The organism is Salinivibrio sp. ES.052 (assembly GCF_900141775.1).
Lineage (GTDB): Bacteria > Pseudomonadota > Gammaproteobacteria > Enterobacterales > Vibrionaceae > Salinivibrio.
The window spans coordinates 793,000-814,381 of the sequence record NZ_FSRI01000001.1; the positions used below are offsets into that span (position 1 = coordinate 793,000).

The following is a 21,382-nucleotide window of genomic DNA, read 5'->3' on the forward strand; positions in this document are numbered from 1 at the left end:
TCCTGTTTTGCCCAATTTTGTTGGCTGTTTTGACTCCCTTGTTTGTGAAAACCATGCTAAGCGCTAAAAGTTATTTACATCTAGTCTGTAACCCGTAATATTGCCGCGTTTTTGCGCGTGAGAATCACATTATCAGTGATGTTTGGCGCGCATTTTTAATATTTAAATGTTTTTTAAACAAGTAGGGCACTGATGGAAAACAAACTGGCAAATCCTGCCCCTTTAGGGCTGATGGGTTTTGGAATGACCACGGTATTATTGAACATTCATAATGCAGGGTTTTTCCCGATTGATAGCATGATTTTGGCGATGGGGCTGTTTTATGGTGGCTTAGCGCAAGTGATTGTCGGCATCATGGAATTCAAAAAAGGCAATACGTTTGGAACCACCGCGTTTACCTCTTATGGTTTGTTCTGGTTGACGCTCGTTGGCCTGATTGTGATGCCTAAAATGGGGTTAGCTGATGCAAGCCCAGCAGGCTTTATGGGTTGGTATTTGTCTCTGTGGGGCGTGTTTACTGGGTTCATGTTTATTGGTTCATTGCGCTATTGCCGAGCGAAGCAGTTTGTATTTGGTAGCTTGACCGTTCTCTTTTTCTTACTTGCCGCGCGTGATTTCACCGGTAGCACGGTGATCGGCACCATCGCCGGTTTTGAAGGCATTGTGTGTGGCTTAAGTGCGATGTATTTTGCGATGGCGCAAGTGTTGAATGAGGAATATGGGCGCACTGTGCTGCCTGTGGGTGAGCTAACGCAAAAGCCGGCCATGGCGACCCAAGCGGCTTAAATCGCATGCTGTCGTGATTGGCCTGTAATCGAATGGGTCTGTACAAACTGTTTTGATGACGGTGTAAAGCAGAGCATAAAAAGCCCGGCTACGTAATGTAGCCGGGCTTTTTCATTTAGGTGTGTCCGTTATGGTGCTTGATTAGCACATCACTTTCACCGCGAGGCCCCCTTGTGAGGTTTCGCGATATTTGGCGTTCATGTCTTTACCGGTTTCCATCATGGTCTCGATGACTTTATCCAACGAAACGCGTGGCTCGGAGGAACGTTGTAGCGCCATGCGTGAGGCATTGATCGATTTCACCGCGGCAATGCCGTTGCGTTCAATGCAAGGGACTTGTACTTGCCCAGCGACTGGGTCACAAGTGAGTCCTAAATTATGCTCCATGGCAATTTCAGCCGCCATACACACCTGGTGCGGGTTGCCGCCCATTAATTCGGCGAGGCCAGCGGCGGCCATGGAGCAGGCAACGCCCACTTCGCCCTGGCAACCGACTTCGGCGCCAGAGATAGAGGCGTTTTGCTTATACAGGCCACCAATCGCGCCAGAGGCAGCAAAAAATCGGGTGTAGATTTGCTTATCAACCGGTTCGATAAACTTGTCGTAATACGCGAGCACGGCAGGAATAATGCCACAAGCCCCATTGGTGGGGGCCGTGACCACGCGGCCACCGGCCGCGTTTTCTTCGTTGACCGCAAAGGCAAACATATTGACCCAATCGACCACTGACATGGGATCAATGTTGTATTTTTCTGTGGTTTTGAGCTGGTGGTGTAACGCGGCGGCGCGGCGAGGGACGCGCAGCGGGCCAGGTAACACCCCTTCGTTTTCCATCCCGCGGTCCATACAGGCCTGCATGGTTTGCCAAATGTTTGCGAAATAGGTATCGATTTCTTCTTGGCTGTGCATGCTTCGCATGTTGGCCATTACCAAGCCGCTGATCGAAAAACCGGTTTCTTGGGTGAGTGCCAGTAGGCCGTCAGCGCTATTAAAGTCGTAAGGGACTTGCACCGCTTGCATAGCAGGCTGACCAAATTCGGCTTCTTCAACAATAAAGCCACCGCCAATCGAGTAATAGGTTTTACTCAGCACACAGTCATCGCCCTGCCAGGCATGGATTTGCATGCCGTTCTCGTGCAGTGAGAGGTTAGAGGTATGAAAGTTCATCCCTCCATCACGTGGAAAGGCGACGGCGTGTTGTTGCTCACCCAATGGCAATTGCTCTGTCTCTTCTACCCGTTTAATAAAGCTGGGAATCGAATCGATATCAACGGTTTCTGGGCTGTTGCCTGCTAAGCCCATAATCGTGGCGATGTCGGTGTGGTGGCCTTTACCGGTGAGTGACAATGAGCCGTATACGTCAACCGTGACGCGATCGACGTCGGTTAAACGCTGACTGGCGGTTAGCTCATCAACAAAGCACTTGCCTGCTTTCATTGGGCCAACCGTATGAGAACTGGATGGGCCAACGCCAATCTTAAAAATGTCAAAAACACTGATCATGTGTCTACCTCAGTCAATGCCCTAAGGGCAATGGATTTAGTGTTTACGCCATCCGTCCATGGTATTGACTGTGATGGCAAGCGCACGCTCGCCATAATGAAAAGGAGCAGCCTTCACTGCTCCTTGTTAGCCGCAAACATCGATGGATGCGGAGGGCATAGAGCCCAATGCAGCAGTCCTATAGCGCCTGCTGCGCGCGCTGTGTCCGATTAAGCAAAACGGCTGATTCTGAATCGTTAGTGATTAAGAGATCATGCCGTACGTAATCGCTGAAATTGCCACCAGCCCCATAATCAGAACAAAGGCGTTGCTGATTGTACCTGAATATTTCTGCATTGCTGGCACGTTTTTCACGGCATACATTGGCATAATAAACAGGATGGTGGCAATGATTGGGCCGCCAAGTGATTCAATCATCCCCAAAATGCTTGGATTTAGGGTGGCGACTAACCAAATGGTCAAGATCATGAAGACCACGGTGAACACGTCGATTTTTTTGCGATCAACCGGTTTACCCATGCTGCGTAGTGCTTTGGTAGCAATCCCGTTCAGACCTTCACGTGCGCCCAGGTAGTGACCAAAGAACGAGGACACAATGGCGACAAAGGCGACCAATGGACCCAAGAAGGAAATGAACGGGCTTTCATGCTTGTTGGCCAAGTAAGAAAGAATTGCGATATTTTCCGCTTTTGCCGTTTCTAAATCCGCTGGCGTCAGTGACAGCACGCAAGAGAACACAAACAGCATCACGAAACCTACCAGCATGGCGGCTGAGCGCATCAGGATCTGGCCGGACTTGTATTCTGCATCGTCGCCGTGGTCACGGCGCTGTGCCAATGAGAAAGACGAAATGGCCGGGCTGTGGTTAAACGCAAAGACCAGTACCGGAATAGAAATCCAAAGGGTAATGGCAAAGTCACCTGCGGACGGCACTTGCGATAGGGCAGCGGTGTTCCACTCTGGGATCAGGTAGATGGACATAAAGACCAAGATCCCAACCAGCGGATAGACCAAACACTGGGTGACACGCAGCATCATTTTTTCGCCCAGAAGCATGACTGACATCATACCGAGAATAAGCGCTAACGAGAGGATCGCACGTGGCGGCGACGCCATGCCAAGCTGGTTGACCAAGAAGGAGTCGACGGTGTTGGTGATCCCCACGCCGTAGATCAACACAATCGGATAGATTGCAAAGAAGTACAGCAAGGTGATCAGTTTGCCCGCGCCAACACCAAAGTGTTCTTCAACCACTTCGGTAATGTCGCTGCCCGCATTTTTAGAAGATAAAACAAAACGAGAGAGCCCGCGGTGGGCAAAGAAGGTCATTGGACCAACAAGCAGGGTCATGACTACGAGTGGCCAGAAGCCGCTCATGCCTGCGTTGATAGGAAGGAAAAGAATACCCGCGCCAACCGCGGTGCCAAAAAGGGAAAGCGCCCAGGTTGTATCTTGTTTGGTCCAGCGCGGGCGCGACGTTGCACTGGTACCAGTCGTCGAGGTTGTTTGCATAACAATACTACTCACATTGTAGGGAACAGGAATCAGGGAAGGCGAATTCTGGCGATTTCTACACAGAAAACCAAGAGCTAGATCGCTATATGAAAAGTAGTGCGCCGACTATTGCACTAAAGTGTGACGATTATCAATAACGGAGCAGGGAATGTTGGTCTAAATGGGCAGCATTGTATGGCTTTTAGTTGAGTAAATATGCATCAATATGCGCCAAAAACCCCTCTATGTGAGGGGGTATTGGTGGTATTAGCCGTGAAAGTGAGACAAGGTAAGCTGACTGATCAGTGCTCTTAGTAGTTGTGCCGTTGCCCCCCAAATGAGCCGGTTTTGATGGTAAAATGCGCAAACAGGGTGCCATTGTCCGTATATTAAAAACGACTGTTCGCGAATATGCGCGGGGTGACACAAGGTCTTTAGTGGCACTTCAAAGCAGGCCGTCACTTCGTTGTGATCGAGGCAAGTTTGGTAGTTTGGGTCGACCCAGGCAAGCACCGGGTGAATGTAATAGCCGGTGACAGTGGGCAGTGGACATAACTGACCAATAATGGCTTCTCGCGTGACCTGGATACCGGTTTCTTCCCACATCTCGCGCGTGGCAGTGGCAATATTATCTTCGTCGGAGGGTTCACGCTTCCCACCAGGAAAGCTGACTTGACCCGGATGGTGCTTTAGGTGCTCCGCACGTTGTGTCAACACCAGTTGGATCCCGCTTGCGCGTGGCACCAGACCAATCAATACCGCGGCAGGCTGAAAGTCGGCACCACCCAGGATTCGAGGGGCTAGGCGCACACGATTAAGAATACGACTGTCATGGCGCGCCAAGGGAGTCAGCGAAAATGCACGTATCACGTCGGTTGGTGAGAGAGCAGGGGGAGTGCCGTGCATAGTTTGATAGCGCACACTAGGCGCTAGCCATGACGTCGCTTCCGTTCGCAACGCACAGCTAATGGGAGGGAAATACGCATTTTCAGGGGCGAATAACGTCATGCTTTCTCCGTCGAATCAGTCAAAGGCACTCCCTAGGTTTCATCGTTTGCAAGCACAGGAAGAATACGGCTCACTTTGTCGAGAGTTTCTTGATACTCCGCGTCTGCCTGGCTATCGGCGACCAATCCACCGCCTGCCCAAACATGCAGCTGGCCTTGATGACCAACTAAGGTACGAATAGTAATACTGGAATCCATCCTGCCGCAGCGACTGATATAAGCAAAGCTGCCGCAGTACACGTGACGCCGGTGCGGTTCGAGCCCTTCAATGATTTCCATTGCACGTACTTTAGGCGCGCCGGTAATGGAGCCGCCTGGAAAGGCCGCACGTAGTAGATCGAGCCCTGTTTTTTCTTTAGGTAAGGTTCCTATGACGGTGCTCACCATATGGTGGACGGCAGGAAAACTCTCTATCTCAAAAAGTTTAGGCACAGAGACCGAACCTGGCGAGGCAACACGGCCAATATCATTACGTAGTAAGTCAACAATCATCAAATTTTCGGCACGATCTTTTTCGGCTGATTGTAATGACTGAGCACTGTCAGCATCTTGTTGCGGATCAGAATGACGTGGGCGCGTACCTTTAATGGGTTTGGTTTCGATATGGCGATCGTGCACCGATAAAAAACGTTCCGGAGAGACGGACAAAACAGCGCTGTCTTCTAAGCGAATAAAGCCAGAAAAGGGCGCGCCGTTGTGAGTGGCCAGTTTGCGATAGGCTTGCCACTCATCACCGTCATAGTGGGCAGAAAAACGCTGAGCAAGATTGATTTGATAGCAATCTCCTGCATGCAGATAGGCCTGCACTTGAGAAAATTTTTCCGCATATTGCTCTGCGGTCATGTTGGCATGCCAGCGCTCTGTTAGCGTGAAGGGAGTGTTGCCTGTTGGCGCAGTCTGTTTCATTAACCATTGCCATCGCTGGTTGCTATTTGGGGCAATCACAACGGCGTGTTGCTGGTGGTGATCAATCACCACTGCCCAGTCATAGAGACCAACCGCCATATCGGGCACGTCCAGCTCGTCTTTAGCCAGCGTCGGTAAGCTTTCAACACAGCGCCCTAAGTCATAGCCAAAATATCCTAAGGTGCCGCCGGTAAATGGCCATGGCTCCATCGCGGGGACGACAGGCAATAACTGTGCTTGTAATTGCGCGACCCACTGAAAAGGATCGCGACGTTCAGTGGTGGTGTGGCCATCGGGATAACGCGTGGTCACTTGATTGTTGCGTGCGGTCATGGTGGCGATAGGATCGGCGACCAATATATCGAAACGGCTATCTGGGTGTGTTCGCGTCGCGGAATGAAGCAGCATCGCCCAGGGTTGATGCGCAATACGATCAAACAGGGTGACGGCGAGTTCAGGCGTATAGTCGATCGGCGTGGTAGTGAGCGTCATGGCGTTTTGTGGCTGCATTGTTCTTTTTGTGATCACGGTTGAAGCGCCGTGTGGCGCACGAATAGCGCTAAGCGTATCATAGCTAGGCCTTTTCCGGCACGGGCGACGATAAATAACAGTACGATGGTGTTGCTACTATCGGCTTCTATAATCATATTGCGCAGCGTGGCTGCGTGCCAAACGATAATAACGAGGGAAAGGCTCCCCCAACACTGGATACCCGCTTTGGGTCCTGCACATGACACCAGAGGCAATGATGACCACAATTAAACAGCAAGACGTGATCGAAAGTGTTGCAGATGCCCTGCAATATATCTCTTACTACCACCCCCTTGATTTTGTTCAAGCCCTCGAAAAAGCCTATCACAAGGAACAAAGCCAGGCGGCGAAAGACGCCATTGCGCAAATACTGATTAACTCGCGCATGTCGGCCGAAGGCCAGCGACCAATTTGCCAAGACACGGGCATTGTGACCTGCTTTGTGAAAGTGGGCATGGGTGTGCAGTGGGATCGTCATGATATGACGGTACAACAAATGGTCGACGAAGGGGTGCGACGTGCCTATACCAACCCAGATAACCCATTACGTGCCTCTGTGGTCGCGGATCCGGCCGGTAAGCGCCAAAATACCCGTGATAACAGCCCCGCGGTGGTCCATATTGATATGGTGCCGGGCAATGCAGTGGATATTCAGATTGCCGCCAAAGGTGGTGGCTCTGAAAACAAAACCAAAATGGTAATGCTCAATCCCTCTGATGATGTGGCGGAGTGGGTAGAAAAAACCTTGCCTGCAATGGGCGCGGGTTGGTGTCCACCGGGCATGCTGGGTATCGGCATTGGCGGCACGGCAGAAAAAGCCGCGGTGTTAGCCAAAGAGTCCTTGATGGAGCATATCGACATTCAAGCGCTTATCGAGCGTGGACCAGAAAACGCTGATGAAGCGTTACGCTTAGATATTTTTGATCGGGTTAACAAACTCGGGATTGGTGCCCAAGGTTTGGGCGGTCTGACAACCGTGGTGGATGTGAAAGTAAAAACGGCACCGACGCATGCGGCGTCTAAGCCTGTCTGCCTGATCCCGAACTGTGCTGCTACCCGCCATGTTCATTTTACCCTCGATGGTTCGGGGCCCGCCGAGCTTGAACCGCCCAAGTTGGATGAGTGGCCGAAAGTGACATGGGAAGTGGGTGATAATGCGCGTCGTGTCAACCTGGATACGGTCACCAAAGAAGACGTGCAAAGCTGGCAAACCGGTGAAACGGTACTTTTATCAGGCAAGATTCTGACTGGACGCGACGCCGCACACAAACGCTTGCAAGAAATGCTGCGCAATGGCGAAGGCCTGCCAGAAGGCGTCGACTTTAACGGTCGCTTTATCTATTACGTGGGTCCTGTCGATGCGGTAGGCGATGAAGTGGTTGGCCCTGCAGGCCCTACCACGTCGACCCGTATGGATAAGTTCACCGATATGATGTTGGCGGAGACCGGACTAACGGGCATGATCGGCAAGGCTGAACGTGGCCCTGCGGCGGTGGAGTCAATCAAAAACCATAAAGCTGTCTACTTAATGGCGGTCGGTGGTGCTGCGTATCTGGTATCAAAAGCGATTAAAAAAGCCCGTGTGGTGGCATTTGAAGATTTGGGAATGGAAGCCATCTATGAGTTTGAGGTGGAAGATATGCCGGTAACAGTGGCTGTCGATGCAAGAGGACAAAATGCCCATCAGATCGGCCCTGATACTTGGAAAGTGAAAATAGCAGAAATGGAAGATTAATTAATCCTCTGTCTTCTTACCTAAAAAATGCGCCGATAGGCGCATTTTTTATAGTAACCGAGTGGCGGCCTCGGTCAGTGTGCGATAGCCAATAGTGTTTTATGCCACTTCTTCATCGAGATCAAACGAGGCAGCGATAAGATTACGCGTGTACTCGTTTTGTGGATGGTGGAAGATCTCGTCTGGCGTACCGGCTTCCATGACCTTTCCATTTTGCATCACCATGACGCGGTCTGAGAGTGCACGCACAACACTTAAGTCGTGGCTGATAAACAGATAGCCAATGTTGTGGCGTTGCTGGATATCTTTCAACAAATCAATCACGGTGAGCTGCACCGAACGGTCTAACGCAGACGTTGGTTCGTCGAGCAGGATAAATGCAGGGTTGAGGATCAATGCGCGCGCGATAGCGATACGCTGACGTTGGCCGCCAGAAAATTCGTGCGGATAGCGGTTAATGGCAGAGCTATCGAGGCGCACTTCATACAATGCATCTTTTACGCGATCAAGGCGCTCGGATTTACTCAATTCAGGGAAGTGAGTGCGCAAGCCTTCTGCGACAATTTCACCCACCGTCATACGGGGTGACAGTGAGCCAAATGGGTCTTGAAACACCATCTGCATATCGCGACACAGGGCTTTGTTCTCACTGTTTTTTATGCCATGAATGTCTTGGCCTCTAAAACAAACCCGTCCCTCAGCGACGGGTAAAAGGCGCATAATGGCGCGGCCTAGTGTGGATTTACCTGATCCCGATTCACCAACAATACCCAGCGTCTCGCCTCGGCGCAGTGATAAACTAATGTCGCTGACTGCTTCGAAGTAACGTTTGTTTCCGCCAAAAAAGTCTGCACCGAGAAAGTACTTTATCGTGACATTGTCGACGCTCAGTAAGTTCTCAGCTTCATCGTTGACGGCGTCTTTGCGGCCGTGTGGTACCGCGTTGAGCAACATTTTTGTGTAATCTTGTTGTGGGTTGCCAAACAGTACCTTGGTATCGTTGGTCTCAACCACTTCCCCTTTACACATCACTACCACACGATCGGCTAGGTGTTTTACGACACCTAAATCATGCGAAATAAACATGATCGCCATGCCCATCTTCTGCTGAAGCTCGCCAATCAAATTGAGTACTTCGGCTTGAACAGTGACATCCAGTGCGGTGGTTGGTTCATCGGCAATCAGCAAATCGGGTTCATTGACTAATGCCATGGCAATCATAATCCGTTGTAGCTGGCCACCGGAAAACTCATGCGGGTATTTTTCCAATGCACTGGTTGGATTAGGGAGATGAACCAAATTAAGTAGTTCGATAATCCGTTGTTTTGCTTTTTCTGCTGTCGTACGGTGATGGCACTGAATGGCTTCAGTGAGCTGCTCTCCGACACGCATATACGGATTCAGTGAGGTCATTGGTTCTTGGAAGATCATGGCAACACGATCGCCGCGCATTTTCTGAATTTGCTTCGTCGACAGCGCGAGGATGTCGGTGTCGTTAAAGCTGACTTTAGATTCCGGTTTGACGATTGCGTTATTGGGTAATAGCCCCATGACAGCGCTGCTAGAGACTGATTTTCCTGAGCCTGACTCCCCAACGATAGCCACGGTTTCACCGGGCATGATGTCAAAGCTAACATTCTTAACAGCATCGATCATGCCGTCATTGGTGGTAAATGACACGCTCAGGTTTTGTACGCTAAGTAGTGGCTTAGAAGCAGATGAAGACATCATCACCTCACTGGTTGATTATTCGACGTCACGAGCTTGTCAATTGGACGAATACACGGAGATATCTCTCGTGGTATTGGCGCAGACAAGCACTCGATGATTTGGATTAACGTCTGCCGTTATTGTGAGCAAACGTCAGTCATTCGTGTTGGGTAGATTATCGCTAAACGATGGCTTAACAATCTAAGCGATGGTTCAACAATACATGCCCTGATGCGGATATCAGCCAGCTGGTGCGTTTCATCAATGGCTTAATCAAAGTCACGATGAACGGCTTGCGCCAGTGGAAGAGGTAGGATACGAGTGTCGCGATAACCGAAAGACGCTTAAGGTTACCTCTCCTTGCGAACACAGCTTTTCAACATCATCCGGTGTTGAAACCAAGCAGCGTGAATATCCATATATCACCCACACAATATACGATTCGGATATAAAAGCAAATCGTTATTGGGCGCAAGGATTATGATGTCAGAGTTTGACCGCGCAGACAAAAACACCCGTGTTGACTCTTTCAACAGTGAAATATATGTCGAGGACACCGTCATTCGATGAAACACACGCATGGACGTTGAGTGGGAGCAATCGGGAGTGATGGCTAGGAAGCAACACCCACGCGTGCTACCTAATTTGATAGCACGCGCGGGGTCGGGGGTTAGTGACGGTCGAAGGTGAGGCGTGTTGAAAAGCGTTCTTCGCTATGTTGGCCGTGCTCGAAAGCGACGTGACCATTGACGATGGTCATATCGATGCTGGAGCCGAAAGTGTGACCGTCAAACGGTGACCACTGGCATTGATAAAAGAGGTTATCTTTGCCCACGGTTTGCGTCTGATTGAGATCGACCAGCACTAAGTCCGCCCAGTAACCTTCACGAATAAACCCACGCTCTTGCACTTGGTAACGGACGGCGGGCGCATGGGCCACTTTTTGCACCACCAAAGGCAAATCGAGTATACCGCGGTGATAGAACTCTAAAGCGACCTGCAAGGCATGTTGCACCAATGGGAGACCTGCTGGCGCCTTGAAGTAGGTATTTTGCTTTTCTTCAAAGGTATGAGGCGCATGGTCGGTCGCAATTACATCAATGACTCCGTCTTTCACGGCTTGGATCAGTGCTTGCTGGTGGTGTGCCTCTTTTATGGCGGGGTTACATTTGATCAGCGTGCCTTTGCTCGCATAGTCGTCGCGATTAAAAAACAGATGGTGAACACAAGCTTCTGCAGTGATCTGCTTTTGCTGTAAGGCTTCTAGCGTTTTCGCTGGTTCAAACTGATAGAGTTCATCTTCAGTGGTGAGGTGCAACACATGCAAACGCGTACCATGTTTTTTTGCTAGGTTGACGGCCAGTTGTGAAGACTTTAAGCACGCTTCTTTCGATCGAATATGGGCGTGTGCATCAATCGGTACGTCTTCGCCATATTTCTCCCGATAGATGTCCTCTAACTCATTGATCATTGGCGTGTCTTCACAATGAGTCGCAATTAATGTCGGGCAATCGGCAAAAATCGCGTCCAGCGTATCAGGATCATTGACTAACATGTTCCCAGTTGAGGCACCCATAAACACTTTTACACCGCAGGCGTTATTAGGGTCTAAGCGACGGATTTCATCAATATTGTCGTTGGTGGCCCCCAGGTAAAATGCATAGTTAGCATGGCTGGACTGCGCCGCTCGCTGATACTTTTCCTCGAGGGCGTCTAATGTCGTGGTCGGTGGATTGACATTAGGCATTTCCATGTAGGTGGTGATACCACCGGCAACGGCCGCTTTAGACTCGGTCGCAATGGTGCCTTTTTTAGGAAAACCGGGTTCACGGAAGTGGACTTGATCATCAATCATTCCCGGCAATAAATGTTTGCCCGTGGCATCAATGACGCGACTGTCAGCTGCCGCTGGGGCACTAATGTCGGGCGCAATCTGACTAATACGGCCATTTTCTACCAGTACATCAGTCTCAACAATTTGTCCTTCGTTGACAACTGACGCGTTTTTAAAAAGTAGGGTGGTCATGGTGTGATCCTTACATGCTCAAGGCGTTGGCATTATGGTAACGCAATCGATTACTTGATTCAGCCCCTGTTTTATCAGGGAAATTGACCGGCGTTTAACAGAACATTCACCGCATTGCGGTAGATTAGCCCAGTAAGTGTATTGCCCTTCATCCAGGGCTGCCGCATACTTGGCGCGTTAAACAACAATAAAAGGGAGTCAATCATGGCGGAAGAAACAATTTTCAGCAAAATCATTCGCAAAGAAATCCCTGCGGATGTTCTGTATCAGGATGAGCTCGTCACCGCCTTTCGTGATATTAACCCACGCGCCCCGGTTCATATCCTGGTGGTACCGAATAAATTGATCCCAACGACGAATGATGTGGTGGCCGATGATGAGCTGGCACTCGGGCGTATGATCACGGTGGCCAAAAAGCTGGCTGCTGATGAAGGGATCGCCGAAGACGGGTACCGGATCATCATGAATTGCAACCAACATGGTGGGCAAGAGGTTTACCATATTCATATGCATCTCGTCGGTGGACGTGCGCTTGGGCCGATGGTGATTGGCTGATTCTGTGATTCCGAGTGTTGTCGATGCTGAAAGGGGGTGACTGATGGGTAAGCTGTTGTGTTTACTGGCAGTCTTCGGCGTACTCTCCGGGTGCGCAACGAGTCAGCAATCACTGACCATTGCACCTGAACAATCTGTGGTGTTTGCGAACGGCGATCTCGCATTAGCGCTAGAGGTTAAACGGCGGGCATGCCCCAAAACACAATCGGTTAGGCAAACCTGTCTGACCTTAACCAACAGCAGTGACCATCAACACCGGGTTCGTTATCGTTTCCACTGGTATGATAATCAGGGGCTGCACGTCGAGGCGCCGCCATCTCAATGGCAAGTCTTGACGTTGCCAGCCAAAGCCTCAGAACGTATCGATATCACCGTGCCAGCGGCTCGAGCAAGCCAGTACCGTATGGTGATTCTTGATTAGCTCCCGTTCACCTCATGGAGAGTGCTCAATCGATGGGACGCTGACGCGGGGATAAAATGAAGGAAAATATGACAGGTATGAGCATCACTGCTGCACATCACGGCATCATGACGTTATGCCGAGTACGCTTACCTCAACTTTTAGTCGCGGCAGTATTACTGGCATTAGCAGGATGTGCGCCACGTCATCAGTCGGTTGAGCCGCTGCCTGAATCAAACAGGCCACCCGCAACATTAGAGACACAGGTGCTGCATGATAATATGGACCATGCAATGCGTGCGGCGGTTGATTCTTTGCTTGCGAGTGACCCGTTACGTGGATCGCCAGTGACGTTGGTTCAGTCAATTCAAAACGTGAGTGGTACCTATTTTCCAACCCCGGCTTATTCAGAGCAGTTACAGGCCGGTTTGGTCAGCTCTGGCCGAATAACGCCCGTCCCAGAGGCTAGAATTCAGGCCGTACGGCAGTCTTTGGGGTTAGGGCAGAACCAAACGCTAGTGGACCCCGCCACCGTTGTGCAATATGGCCGGATGCTGGGGGCGCAGTACCAACTCAGTGGAAAACTTTCTGGAAAGGGCCCGTATCGTCTGCACTTGCAGTTAATGGACTTACATTCAGGCGTGATCGCATGGCAGGACGCGGAACGGTTTGTCAGTCGCTGATTGGTCGTTAGCCCTTGAGCATCGGCTAGCGGCAGCACTCACTCGTTATTACGGTGAATCGGTAGCGATCACCTTGGTAGAGCCGCTTGCCTCTGGCCTGACGAACCGTTGTTTGCGCTTAACGGACACACTCGGTGGCCAAACCGTGTGGCGGCCAAATAGCGGTGCGGTTGATGCGTTCGCGATTGATCGCACTCGCGAGGCGCAAGCGCAATCGTTAGCCGCCAAGAATGGTTTAGCCCGCCGACCGATTGTTCAACTCCCCGAAGGGTTGCTTGTGCCCTGGGTGCCTGGAGAGCCGCTTTCCGATCTAGACGGTGACCATCAATCGATCCTTATTCACCTTTTAGCACGTATACATAATCTGCCTACTGATTTAGAGCGTTCGCCCGTCGAGGCGCAATGTGCCCATTATGAGACGCAGTTGTCTGCGAGCGTGAGATCACGATTGAACGCCTTAAAAGGCTGGGTATTACAGCAGCATCCTTCACCAAAGGGAGAGGAAAAAGTTGTATGCCACATGGATTTAGGGGCTTACAACGTTGTGATCGCGGAGGACGGAACACCATGTGTGCTGGATTGGGAGTATGCGCGGGTGGCAGATGCCCATCTCGATATTGCCTTGTTCTGTCGTGCGAATGGTGAGGTGCCAGACGCCGTGGTCGAGCAATATTGCATGATTCGGCATATCGACAATGTGAGTCATACACTGGCCCGCGTGAATGCATGGTTGCCTTTTACCGATTATTTGGCGCTATGCTGGTATGAGGTAGGCGCAAAACTCTATGGGCTGCCTGCGTATAAAGAGGCCGCTGATGCGCTTTATGAGCAGCTCTCAGCTGAGGGGCAAGCTAAAGCATAACAAGGAGAGAATGATGGACAAAGAGCGCTGTCGACGTTGTCGAATCGGATGGCTGGTGGGCTGTCTGTTGCTACTCGTTGGGTGCACGACTGAGTTGGCTTATAATACCTTGCCTTTTTGGAGCCACTATTATCTCGACGATATCATCCACTTAACACCCACGCAGTCGCGTCATGTAAAAGCGGATCTCGATGCTATCCAACAATGGCACCGGACGCACGAGTTGCCTCGCTTGGCAGAGCAGTTAGGGTTATTAGCGGCACAAAGCACCGAGCATCAGACCTGGGATCAATTGCGAGACCACCAAACTGCGTTCAAGGCACGACTACAAGCCACCTTGAATGAAATGGTGCCAGCCACCACACGCCTACTACAAAGCCTTGATGATCGCCAAGCTGAGCGGTTAACCCAGTTTTTAAAAGAAGAAATTGAAGACGCACAGGCTCGGCGTGACGAGGAATCACCGCAATCATGGCTGTCAGACCAAGAAGAAGAGCTTGAAGAGCGTACTGAGCGTTGGGTGGGGCATACACAAGATAGCCAAATGCCTTTTTATGTAGAGATGGCCGAATATCAACAACGTGCTATGCCGACTTTCATCAAAGTGCGTGAGCAGTTACAAGCGCGTCTATTTGGTTTGATAGAAAACCGTCAACAGGATGATTTGGATACCCAACTCTATCAATGGGTGGACGATCTGGTCGCTTGGCGTGGTGGTAAAGGGACTCAGACGGATATGGCGATTTATCGATCTCGCCGGCTAGATTGGCTGCTCAGATTGGATAAAAGTTTGAATGACGATCAGCGTTTGCATTTGATGGAGGAGTTACAGGAGTGGGAATCTCGGTTGCAAGAGATGGCGGAGCAAAAATAACCCGATCGCCCCTAGGGTGATCTTGCTCATTTTTGCATTCAAGCAGCTATGCTATTGATAGAGGGCGTAACCTTCTCAGCCGAACTAGCAAGGACAGCTTATGATCATCTATCTGCATGGCTTTGACGCCACCAGCCCAGGCAACCACGAAAAAGTGCTTCAATTACAATTTGTTGATGACGACGTTCGTACGATCAACTACAGCACACTTCACCCCAAACATGACATGCAGCACTTACTCAAACAGGTGCAAACGCAGATCGATGCAAGCCGAGATCCTAATCCGCTCGTATGTGGCGTTGGCCTCGGCGGTTATTGGGCAGAGCGCGTTGGGTTCCTGTGTGGGGTGAAGCAGGTGATCATTAATCCAAACTTACACCCTTATGAAAACATGCAGGGGAAAATCGATCGTCCTGAAGAATATGAGGATATTGCGACCAAATGCGTCACGGATTTTCGTCAGCGTAATCAACAACGTGCGCTCGTTATTCTATCACGTGAGGATGAGGTGCTGGATAGCCAGCGGAGTTATCATTTACTCTCTCCGTTTTATCCGGTTTGTTGGGACGAATCACAAACGCATAAATTTAAAAACCTCTCTCCTCACTTGCAAGCGATTGCTCAATTCAAACAGTCCGCTTAATCATTGAGCTCGTAATGAGGCCTTTGTTACGAGCGTTTGTTGTTATTTTCCTACATTAAATCCTGTCATAAAACGAAGACAAGGGTCGAAGTGGCCGCCATTTTACGGCAAAATAAGCATGCGTGATGACGAACAACACAGCAATAAACCACACGCAGTAACACAACTTATGTTGTTAGTGACTGACAAAGTTTGTTAATGACTGGCTTTGTTCATGACTGACAAAGACCCCATTTAGCGAGTCGCCATCGTGCGGCTAGCCTTTGTTTTTTTAATTAGGGTAAGGATGTAGAAGTGACCAAAATTATCGTTGTCGGTGGAGGCGCTGGGGGTTTAGAGCTTGCTACCAAGCTGGGTCGAACCTTGGGCCGCAAACGCCGTGCTGAGATCACTTTAGTCGATAAAAACAGTAGCCATCTATGGAAGCCCTTGTTGCACGAAGTTGCAACGGGGTCGATGGACGAAGGCGTCGACGCACTAAGTTATCGCGCTCATGCGAAAAATCATGGCTTTGACTTTCAAATGGGTACTCTATGGGATATCGATCGTGAGCGTAAGGTGATTACCTTGGCGCCTATGTACGATGAAAATAACGATCTATTGATGCCAGAGCGTGAGCTTGAATATGACACCTTGGTGATGGCGATTGGCTCAACCTCTAACGACTTTAACACCCCAGGGGTCCGTGATAATTGCATCTTCCTGGATAACCCCAAGCAGGCTCACCGTTTTCGTCGTGAAATGAACAATGAGTTTATGCGATTACACGCGAAACACGGAGAAGGCAGTGTTGATATAGCCATCGTGGGTGCGGGTGCAACCGGCGTTGAGCTGTCGGCAGAGCTTCATAATGCGATCAAAGAGTTGCGCAACTATGGCTTCCGTGATTTGGATAACTCTAAACTTAATGTCACCTTGGTTGAGGCTGGGGAGCGTATTTTGCCGGCACTCCCCCCGCGAATTTCTAGCGCGGCGCATCAAGAGCTATTAAAGCTAGGGGTCACGGTGAAAACCAACACCTTTGTGGTGAAAGCGGATGAAGATGGCCTAGAAACCAAATCGGGTGAACGCATTCATGCTGACATCATGGTGTGGGCCGCGGGAATTAAAGCACCTGATTTCCTAAAAGATATTGCCGGCCTTGAGACAAACCGCATTAATCAATTGGAAGTGAAAAATACACTACAGACGACCCGAGATGATGACATTTTTGTGCTCGGTGATTGTGCGGCGTGCACGCAAGAAGACGGCAGTAAAGTACCACCACGCGCACAATCCGCGCATCAAATGGCCAGCCGTTGTTTCAGCAATATCGTTGCCAAAATGCATGGACGTGAACTAAAGCCGTATGTATTTAAAGATCATGGCTCTTTGGTTTCACTCAGCCGCTTCTCGACCGTGGGTAGCTTGATGGGCAATCTGACCAAAGGATCAATGATGATCGAAGGGCGCATTGCACGTATGGTGTACATCTCGTTGTATCGAATGCACCAAATTGCGTTACATGGTTATGTGAAAACCGGCTTGATGATGCTGGTCGGGCGCATTAACCGTGTTTTACGCCCAAGCTTGAAGCTACACTAGAGACGATAACACGCCTTCCTCGAAACTGGGGCTTGTCCCCGGTTTCTTTGTAAGGCAGTGCTTATGCGATAATGGTTGCTCAATGGGGCGAAAGTCGTCACAATGGCGCCGCAATCAAGATTATTGATATCACTTCTAGAGCAACCCTCCTGAACGCCGAGTTTTCCTCATACAACGATATTGATATTCATGCCCCTAAGCGACGGGTAGGGTGTCTACGCGTGGCGACATTTTTTTATTTATTGAGATCAATTGATGAGTTTCTCCTCTTTAGGATTATCTGCACCACTACTTAAAGCTGTGCAAGAGCAAGGCTATACCACACCGTCACCGATTCAGGCTAAAGCGATTCCCGCGGTGATTGAAGGCCAAGATGTGATGGCTGCAGCACAGACGGGGACGGGTAAAACCGCTGGGTTTACGTTACCCATTTTAGAGCGTTTACAAGCGGGTAAACGCGCGCGTCCTAACCACGTTCGTACCCTGATTTTAACGCCAACGCGTGAGTTAGCAGCACAAGTTCATAAAAACGTTGAACAATACAGTCAATATACGCCACTGACATCTTTGGTGGTGTATGGCGGGGTGAAAATCAACCCGCAAATGATGAAACTGCGTAAAGGGGCTGATGTCCTCGTGGCCACGCCGGGTCGCCTATTGGATCTGTATAATCAGAATGCAGTGAACTTTTCGCAGCTTGAAGTATTAGTCCTGGATGAAGCCGACCGCATGCTGGATATGGGCTTTATTCGTGATATCCGTAAGATTTTGGCTGCTTTGCCGGCTAAACGTCAAAATTTATTGTTTTCAGCCACCTTCTCGGATGAGATCCGTCAGCTTGCTAAAGGCATGGTTAACAACCCGGTAGAAATTTCGGTTAACCCAGCTAACCAAGCGGCGACCAGTGTTGAGCAATGTATTTATCCAGCCGATAAAAAACAAAAAGCGCCGATGCTCTTATCACTCATTGCTGACAATAACTGGCAGCAAGTGTTGGTCTTTAGTAAAACCAAGCATGGTGCCAATCGTCTGTCTCGTTATTTAGATGAGTACGGCGTCAAAGCTGCTGCGATTCACGGTAACAAGAGCCAGGGCGCGCGCACCAAAGCGTTAGAGCAATTCAAAACCGGTGATGTACGTGTGCTCGTCGCGACCGATATTGCCGCGCGTGGCATCGATATTGCGCAGCTACCGCAAGTGGTTAACTTTGATTTGCCTCATGTCGCGGAAGATTATGTCCACCGTATTGGGCGTACGGGTCGTGCAGGCGCGGTTGGCCATGCAATTTCCTTGGTCTGTGCCGATGAAGCCAAAGATTTGTTTGCGATTGAACGTCTGACCAAGCAAGTCTTACCGCGCCTTAGCCTTGAAGGGTTCCCGGTGGCTAATCCACTGCCGGAGTCTAAGTTAGATACGCGACCCCTGAAGCCGAAAAAACCGAAGAAGCACGTTCAGCATCAAGATGGACAACGCTCAGGTGAGAAAGCGCGTGGGCATAAGCCGATGAGCAAAAATCGCCGCCATACCGATAAACCCAGTGGTGGCAAGCCGGGCTCTGGCAACACGTCGCGATCGCGCAGCGATGCGAATTCAGACAATAAACCACGTCGCGCTCGCCCATCGGGTACGAAAAGCAGCGCATAATGCGGTGTCTGTTTGCTGATGGTTAAATAGAAAAAACCGGCTTTTAGCCGGTTTTTTTGTCTTATATCACCTTAGCCAGTTGCGCCAATACCTTATCAATGGCATCACCAACCTTCGCCACGTACTCAATGGTTTCTTCTGCCTCATCGATCACTACTTGTGCTTGGCGTGCATGGGCGATAAGGCGATCTAATGCGTGGATATCATGCTCAAGTTGTTCGCTGTGTGCGGCAATCATGGCCGTATGGTAATCGTAGAGCCGCTCACCCAGCTGTTCCCTTTTCTGTTGTAATGGCACCAACTGTGGCCCAACAAGCGTTCGGCTTAAAAAGCGATCGAGGCTGTCGTAATTAGCTTTAAGCAGATGATAGCTCGCTTCTTTTGGGCTCATGGCTTACTCCTCCAACGGTTTTTGAAAGTCTTTGAGCGCATCGAGGTGACGCTTGGTGGTCGCAATGGCACGACGAGCCCCTTGTCGGGAAGCCGTGTTATCGAGCGTGAGCGAGGCAATGATAGCGTCATGCATTACCACATAATCCGAGAGGGCAAGATCTAGTCGTGCGAAGTGGGCTTCCAGCCCGAGTAGCTTTTGCTTGATGAGATAGCCATGATGGTACGCCTTAAGTCGCTGATCATAAGAGGTATGCAGAGTGACACAGCGCGTCTCGTGACTTTGCTGGCAGCGATTTGGATTGTTCAGCAGTTGCATACGAATCGATAAGGCTTGATTCAAAGCCACCCGCGTGGCCATTTGCCAATGCGGTAGATCTTGCCGCAGGCGAGCAATGGTTTGTTGTATCACCGGTTGCCCCGCCTCCATGACTGCACGTAACTGTCGATGGCGAGACGTTTCGGTCAATGCGCGGCCGAGCGCATTGATGCCGGTTGAGACGATTGAGATATCGGCTTCTTCAATCCCTCCTATATCACGAACAAAAGGGTTATCGGTGAGAGAGGTCAGGGTGTCATGTAATTGCTCAGCCTCCTGGTCGATTCGCGCATTGTGCCCGTCTGATGCCAGTGCGTAGAGGAGATTGGCGTAGCGAGTCAGATCGGTTAGGGCTTGTTGTTGCCCCGAATGTTCAATGGCCGTGATGGCGAGATCGGAAGCCGGGATCCCATCGCGTACTGCGCGCGATAGAATGGCGTCGACACGCGCTTGTTCCGCAGAGCGGTAGACAGATGCTAAGGCGTGATGGACGCTGACTGCCTGCGTCGCATAGTCTTTGACCCGTTGCTTCGATGACAGGGATGTGCATCCTGCCAAGATGATGAAAGCGGCAACCATCATAAGACAACGAAATCTTGTCAGTGCAGAGGGAAAAGGTGTTTTCATGTTAGTGCGATCATCCACAGATCAATAAAACTTAATGAAGTGTGGCTGCTGCGTGGTGATTATAAATGCAAAGAAAGGCTTTTTATTGAATGTGGCATCAATAGCAACAAGTGGTGAAATTGATTTCTTTATTTATTACATAAAAGTGAGGGGTATAAAAAACGCCTTGTCATCGCAGTGGGCGACAAGGCGGTTATCAGGCATCCGTTGGTGTGGCTAGTTTGCTTTACGTACTTGAATAATCATTCCCATCATGGGGTTATCCAAATAATGGGTCTCACCACTGCGCATCCGGCGCTTGTGGGTAAAGCCATAAGGCTGTAAAAAACGCTCAATATGGTACTGTTTCTGTACTTTTTGCAGACCCGCAACTTGAACCTCTTCGTTCTGATTAACTGGCGCGTCCGCTGTTTGTAACGGCATGTCAATAATGCCTTCAACGAGGGCTCGACGTTCACTGGGTTGGCGCAAGATCATATCGGCTTCGACAAACAAATAGTGTTGAACGTACACGCGCAATGTACCATCCAGTTCAAATAATCCCTGAGTCGCAGAAGAGGGCGCTGATAAGTTTTCTTCTTCCCAACTTGCCTTTGTTAAACCGTCAGATGTTGTTTTGTCCGGCTGAGGGCGGGCTTTGATAGGGGTCCCGTCGGTATAAAAGCGATCGCTGAAGTCTTGTCCTGCCGTTACGCGTAATAAGGGCAGCGCTGAACGACCGCTGTCATCTTGGCGCCAAGCGACGTGAACCATGGGAGTAAAACCGGCATGGTTGGCGAGTTTATTGTAGGCATTATTTAATTGCCATTGGCTCTTTGGTAGCGGCGTTAAGCCAGCACTTTGTAGTGCACGTTGGCGCGTCACCGAGATCGCGTTTTGTACCTTGAGCGCTTCGGCTTGCGGTGGCCAGTTCTCTTGCACACTGGCAGGATCTTGATTGCGCTTAAAGACGATAAGCTCGACATCATAAAGCCGTTTGGCCCAAACCGGTTGGCTTAATGAAAGCAGCAATAACACCATAAGTCCTTTAAGGCCTGTGGTTGAGCGCCAATCTTTAGTGGGGCGTTGATGATTTCTCACTGGTTACTCCATTTTTAGTGACA

19 protein-coding genes are annotated in these 21,382 nt (G+C 50.2%); 10 read left to right on the forward strand and 9 right to left on the reverse strand.

The annotated features are described in order from the left end of the window. The first annotated feature begins 192 nt into the window (after positions 1 to 192). Positions 193 to 786 carry an acetate uptake transporter gene (locus tag BUQ98_RS03740; RefSeq protein ID WP_074212557.1) on the forward strand — a complete coding sequence of 198 codons (594 nt, stop codon included), beginning with the start codon at positions 193 to 195 and terminating at the stop codon, positions 784 to 786. Between the two features lie 141 nt (positions 787 to 927). Here BUQ98_RS03740 and BUQ98_RS03745 read toward each other — a convergent pair whose 3' ends face one another. The 4 genes from BUQ98_RS03745 to pabB form a co-directional block, all read right to left on the reverse strand. Continuing rightward, positions 928 to 2,289 carry an L-serine ammonia-lyase gene (locus BUQ98_RS03745; protein ID WP_074212558.1) on the reverse strand — a complete coding sequence of 454 codons (1,362 nt, stop codon included), beginning with the start codon at positions 2,287 to 2,289 and terminating at the stop codon, positions 928 to 930. A gap of 243 nt (positions 2,290 to 2,532) precedes the next feature. Then, complete coding sequence (locus tag BUQ98_RS03750; RefSeq protein ID WP_074212559.1) at positions 2,533 to 3,801, reverse strand: serine/threonine transporter; 1,269 nt, start codon at positions 3,799 to 3,801, stop codon at positions 2,533 to 2,535. Positions 3,802 to 4,050: 249 nt separating this feature from the next. Continuing rightward, positions 4,051 to 4,791 carry an NUDIX hydrolase gene (locus tag BUQ98_RS03755; RefSeq protein ID WP_083605186.1) on the reverse strand — a complete coding sequence of 247 codons (741 nt, stop codon included), beginning with the start codon at positions 4,789 to 4,791 and terminating at the stop codon, positions 4,051 to 4,053. Between the two features lie 32 nt (positions 4,792 to 4,823). Further along, positions 4,824 to 6,188 carry an aminodeoxychorismate synthase component I gene (gene pabB / locus BUQ98_RS03760; RefSeq protein WP_074213569.1) on the reverse strand — a complete coding sequence of 455 codons (1,365 nt, stop codon included), beginning with the start codon at positions 6,186 to 6,188 and terminating at the stop codon, positions 4,824 to 4,826. 256 nt (positions 6,189 to 6,444) lie between these two features. Here pabB and BUQ98_RS03765 point away from each other — a divergent pair, with 256 nt between their 5' ends. Continuing rightward, on the forward strand, positions 6,445 to 7,962 hold the full coding sequence (locus tag BUQ98_RS03765; RefSeq protein ID WP_074212560.1) for a fumarate hydratase: 1,518 nt from the start codon (positions 6,445 to 6,447) through the stop codon (positions 7,960 to 7,962). 99 nt (positions 7,963 to 8,061) lie between these two features. Here BUQ98_RS03765 and BUQ98_RS03770 read toward each other — a convergent pair whose 3' ends face one another. Both BUQ98_RS03770 and BUQ98_RS03775 read right to left on the reverse strand, forming a co-directional pair. Next, positions 8,062 to 9,690: an ABC transporter ATP-binding protein gene (locus tag BUQ98_RS03770; protein ID WP_074212561.1), complete on the reverse strand. Its 1,629-nt coding sequence runs from the start codon at positions 9,688 to 9,690 to the stop codon at positions 8,062 to 8,064. A gap of 652 nt (positions 9,691 to 10,342) precedes the next feature. Then, entirely contained in the window at positions 10,343 to 11,698 is a 1,356-nt protein-coding gene (locus BUQ98_RS03775; RefSeq protein ID WP_074212562.1) for a dihydroorotase, read from the reverse strand. 204 nt (positions 11,699 to 11,902) lie between these two features. On the opposite strand from BUQ98_RS03775, the gene hinT reads away from it, so the two are divergent. From hinT to BUQ98_RS03815, 8 genes are all read left to right on the forward strand, one after another. Further along, positions 11,903 to 12,253: a purine nucleoside phosphoramidase gene (hinT, locus tag BUQ98_RS03780; protein ID WP_074212563.1), complete on the forward strand. Its 351-nt coding sequence runs from the start codon at positions 11,903 to 11,905 to the stop codon at positions 12,251 to 12,253. A 43-nt stretch (positions 12,254 to 12,296) separates the two neighbouring features. After that, positions 12,297 to 12,674: a DUF1425 domain-containing protein gene (locus BUQ98_RS03785; protein WP_074212564.1), complete on the forward strand. Its 378-nt coding sequence runs from the start codon at positions 12,297 to 12,299 to the stop codon at positions 12,672 to 12,674. 77 nt (positions 12,675 to 12,751) lie between these two features. Beyond that, a complete protein-coding gene (locus tag BUQ98_RS03790; protein WP_175566282.1) occupies positions 12,752 to 13,336 on the forward strand; it encodes a hypothetical protein in 585 nt (194 codons plus the stop codon). Next, on the forward strand, positions 13,323 to 14,198 hold the full coding sequence (locus BUQ98_RS03795) for a phosphotransferase (protein WP_074212566.1): 876 nt from the start codon (positions 13,323 to 13,325) through the stop codon (positions 14,196 to 14,198). Before BUQ98_RS03790 ends, BUQ98_RS03795 begins: the two co-directional genes overlap by 14 nt. 10 nt (positions 14,199 to 14,208) lie before the next feature. Continuing rightward, positions 14,209 to 15,072 (forward strand): DUF6279 family lipoprotein, encoded by an 864-nt coding sequence (locus BUQ98_RS03800; RefSeq protein WP_139294624.1) that lies wholly within the window; start codon positions 14,209 to 14,211, stop codon positions 15,070 to 15,072. Positions 15,073 to 15,172: 100 nt separating this feature from the next. Further along, on the forward strand, positions 15,173 to 15,715 hold the full coding sequence (gene ycfP, locus BUQ98_RS03805; protein ID WP_074212568.1) for an alpha/beta hydrolase YcfP: 543 nt from the start codon (positions 15,173 to 15,175) through the stop codon (positions 15,713 to 15,715). 294 nt (positions 15,716 to 16,009) lie between these two features. Then, positions 16,010 to 17,299 carry an NAD(P)/FAD-dependent oxidoreductase gene (locus tag BUQ98_RS03810; protein ID WP_074212569.1) on the forward strand — a complete coding sequence of 430 codons (1,290 nt, stop codon included), beginning with the start codon at positions 16,010 to 16,012 and terminating at the stop codon, positions 17,297 to 17,299. A gap of 255 nt (positions 17,300 to 17,554) precedes the next feature. Next, on the forward strand, positions 17,555 to 18,943 hold the full coding sequence (locus tag BUQ98_RS03815) for a DEAD/DEAH box helicase (protein ID WP_074212570.1): 1,389 nt from the start codon (positions 17,555 to 17,557) through the stop codon (positions 18,941 to 18,943). Between the two features lie 61 nt (positions 18,944 to 19,004). On the opposite strand, the gene BUQ98_RS03820 is transcribed toward BUQ98_RS03815, so the two are convergent. From BUQ98_RS03820 to BUQ98_RS03830, 3 genes are all read right to left on the reverse strand, one after another. Next, entirely contained in the window at positions 19,005 to 19,334 is a 330-nt protein-coding gene (locus tag BUQ98_RS03820; protein ID WP_074212571.1) for a hypothetical protein, read from the reverse strand. Between the two features lie 3 nt (positions 19,335 to 19,337). Then, complete coding sequence (locus BUQ98_RS03825; RefSeq protein ID WP_074212572.1) at positions 19,338 to 20,234, reverse strand: hypothetical protein; 897 nt, start codon at positions 20,232 to 20,234, stop codon at positions 19,338 to 19,340. A gap of 261 nt (positions 20,235 to 20,495) precedes the next feature. Continuing rightward, on the reverse strand, positions 20,496 to 21,359 hold the full coding sequence (locus tag BUQ98_RS03830; RefSeq protein ID WP_254813870.1) for a peptidoglycan binding protein CsiV: 864 nt from the start codon (positions 21,357 to 21,359) through the stop codon (positions 20,496 to 20,498). Positions 21,360 to 21,382 lie beyond the last annotated feature (23 nt).

What these genes read in the sequence shown, in the direction of transcription:
- BUQ98_RS03740 (WP_074212557.1), top strand. Translation starts at nt 193, where the DNA reads ATGGAAAACAAACTGGCAAATCCTGCCCCTTTAGGGCTGATGGGTTTT.
- BUQ98_RS03745 (WP_074212558.1), bottom strand. Translation starts at nt 2,289, where the DNA reads ATGATCAGTGTTTTTGACATTTTTAAGATTGGCGTTGGCCCATCCAGT.
- BUQ98_RS03750 (WP_074212559.1), bottom strand. Translation starts at nt 3,801, where the DNA reads ATGCAAACAACCTCGACGACTGGTACCAGTGCAACGTCGCGCCCGCGC.
- BUQ98_RS03755 (WP_083605186.1), bottom strand. Translation starts at nt 4,791, where the DNA reads ATGACGTTATTCGCCCCTGAAAATGCGTATTTCCCTCCCATTAGCTGT.
- pabB (WP_074213569.1), bottom strand. Translation starts at nt 6,188, where the DNA reads ATGACGCTCACTACCACGCCGATCGACTATACGCCTGAACTCGCCGTC.
- BUQ98_RS03765 (WP_074212560.1), top strand. Translation starts at nt 6,445, where the DNA reads ATGACCACAATTAAACAGCAAGACGTGATCGAAAGTGTTGCAGATGCC.
- BUQ98_RS03770 (WP_074212561.1), bottom strand. Translation starts at nt 9,690, where the DNA reads ATGTCTTCATCTGCTTCTAAGCCACTACTTAGCGTACAAAACCTGAGC.
- BUQ98_RS03775 (WP_074212562.1), bottom strand. Translation starts at nt 11,698, where the DNA reads ATGACCACCCTACTTTTTAAAAACGCGTCAGTTGTCAACGAAGGACAA.
- hinT (WP_074212563.1), top strand. Translation starts at nt 11,903, where the DNA reads ATGGCGGAAGAAACAATTTTCAGCAAAATCATTCGCAAAGAAATCCCT.
- BUQ98_RS03785 (WP_074212564.1), top strand. Translation starts at nt 12,297, where the DNA reads ATGGGTAAGCTGTTGTGTTTACTGGCAGTCTTCGGCGTACTCTCCGGG.
- BUQ98_RS03790 (WP_175566282.1), top strand. Translation starts at nt 12,752, where the DNA reads ATGAGCATCACTGCTGCACATCACGGCATCATGACGTTATGCCGAGTA.
- BUQ98_RS03800 (WP_139294624.1), top strand. Translation starts at nt 14,209, where the DNA reads ATGATGGACAAAGAGCGCTGTCGACGTTGTCGAATCGGATGGCTGGTG.
- ycfP (WP_074212568.1), top strand. Translation starts at nt 15,173, where the DNA reads ATGATCATCTATCTGCATGGCTTTGACGCCACCAGCCCAGGCAACCAC.
- BUQ98_RS03815 (WP_074212570.1), top strand. Translation starts at nt 17,555, where the DNA reads ATGAGTTTCTCCTCTTTAGGATTATCTGCACCACTACTTAAAGCTGTG.
- BUQ98_RS03820 (WP_074212571.1), bottom strand. Translation starts at nt 19,334, where the DNA reads ATGAGCCCAAAAGAAGCGAGCTATCATCTGCTTAAAGCTAATTACGAC.
- BUQ98_RS03825 (WP_074212572.1), bottom strand. Translation starts at nt 20,234, where the DNA reads ATGATGGTTGCCGCTTTCATCATCTTGGCAGGATGCACATCCCTGTCA.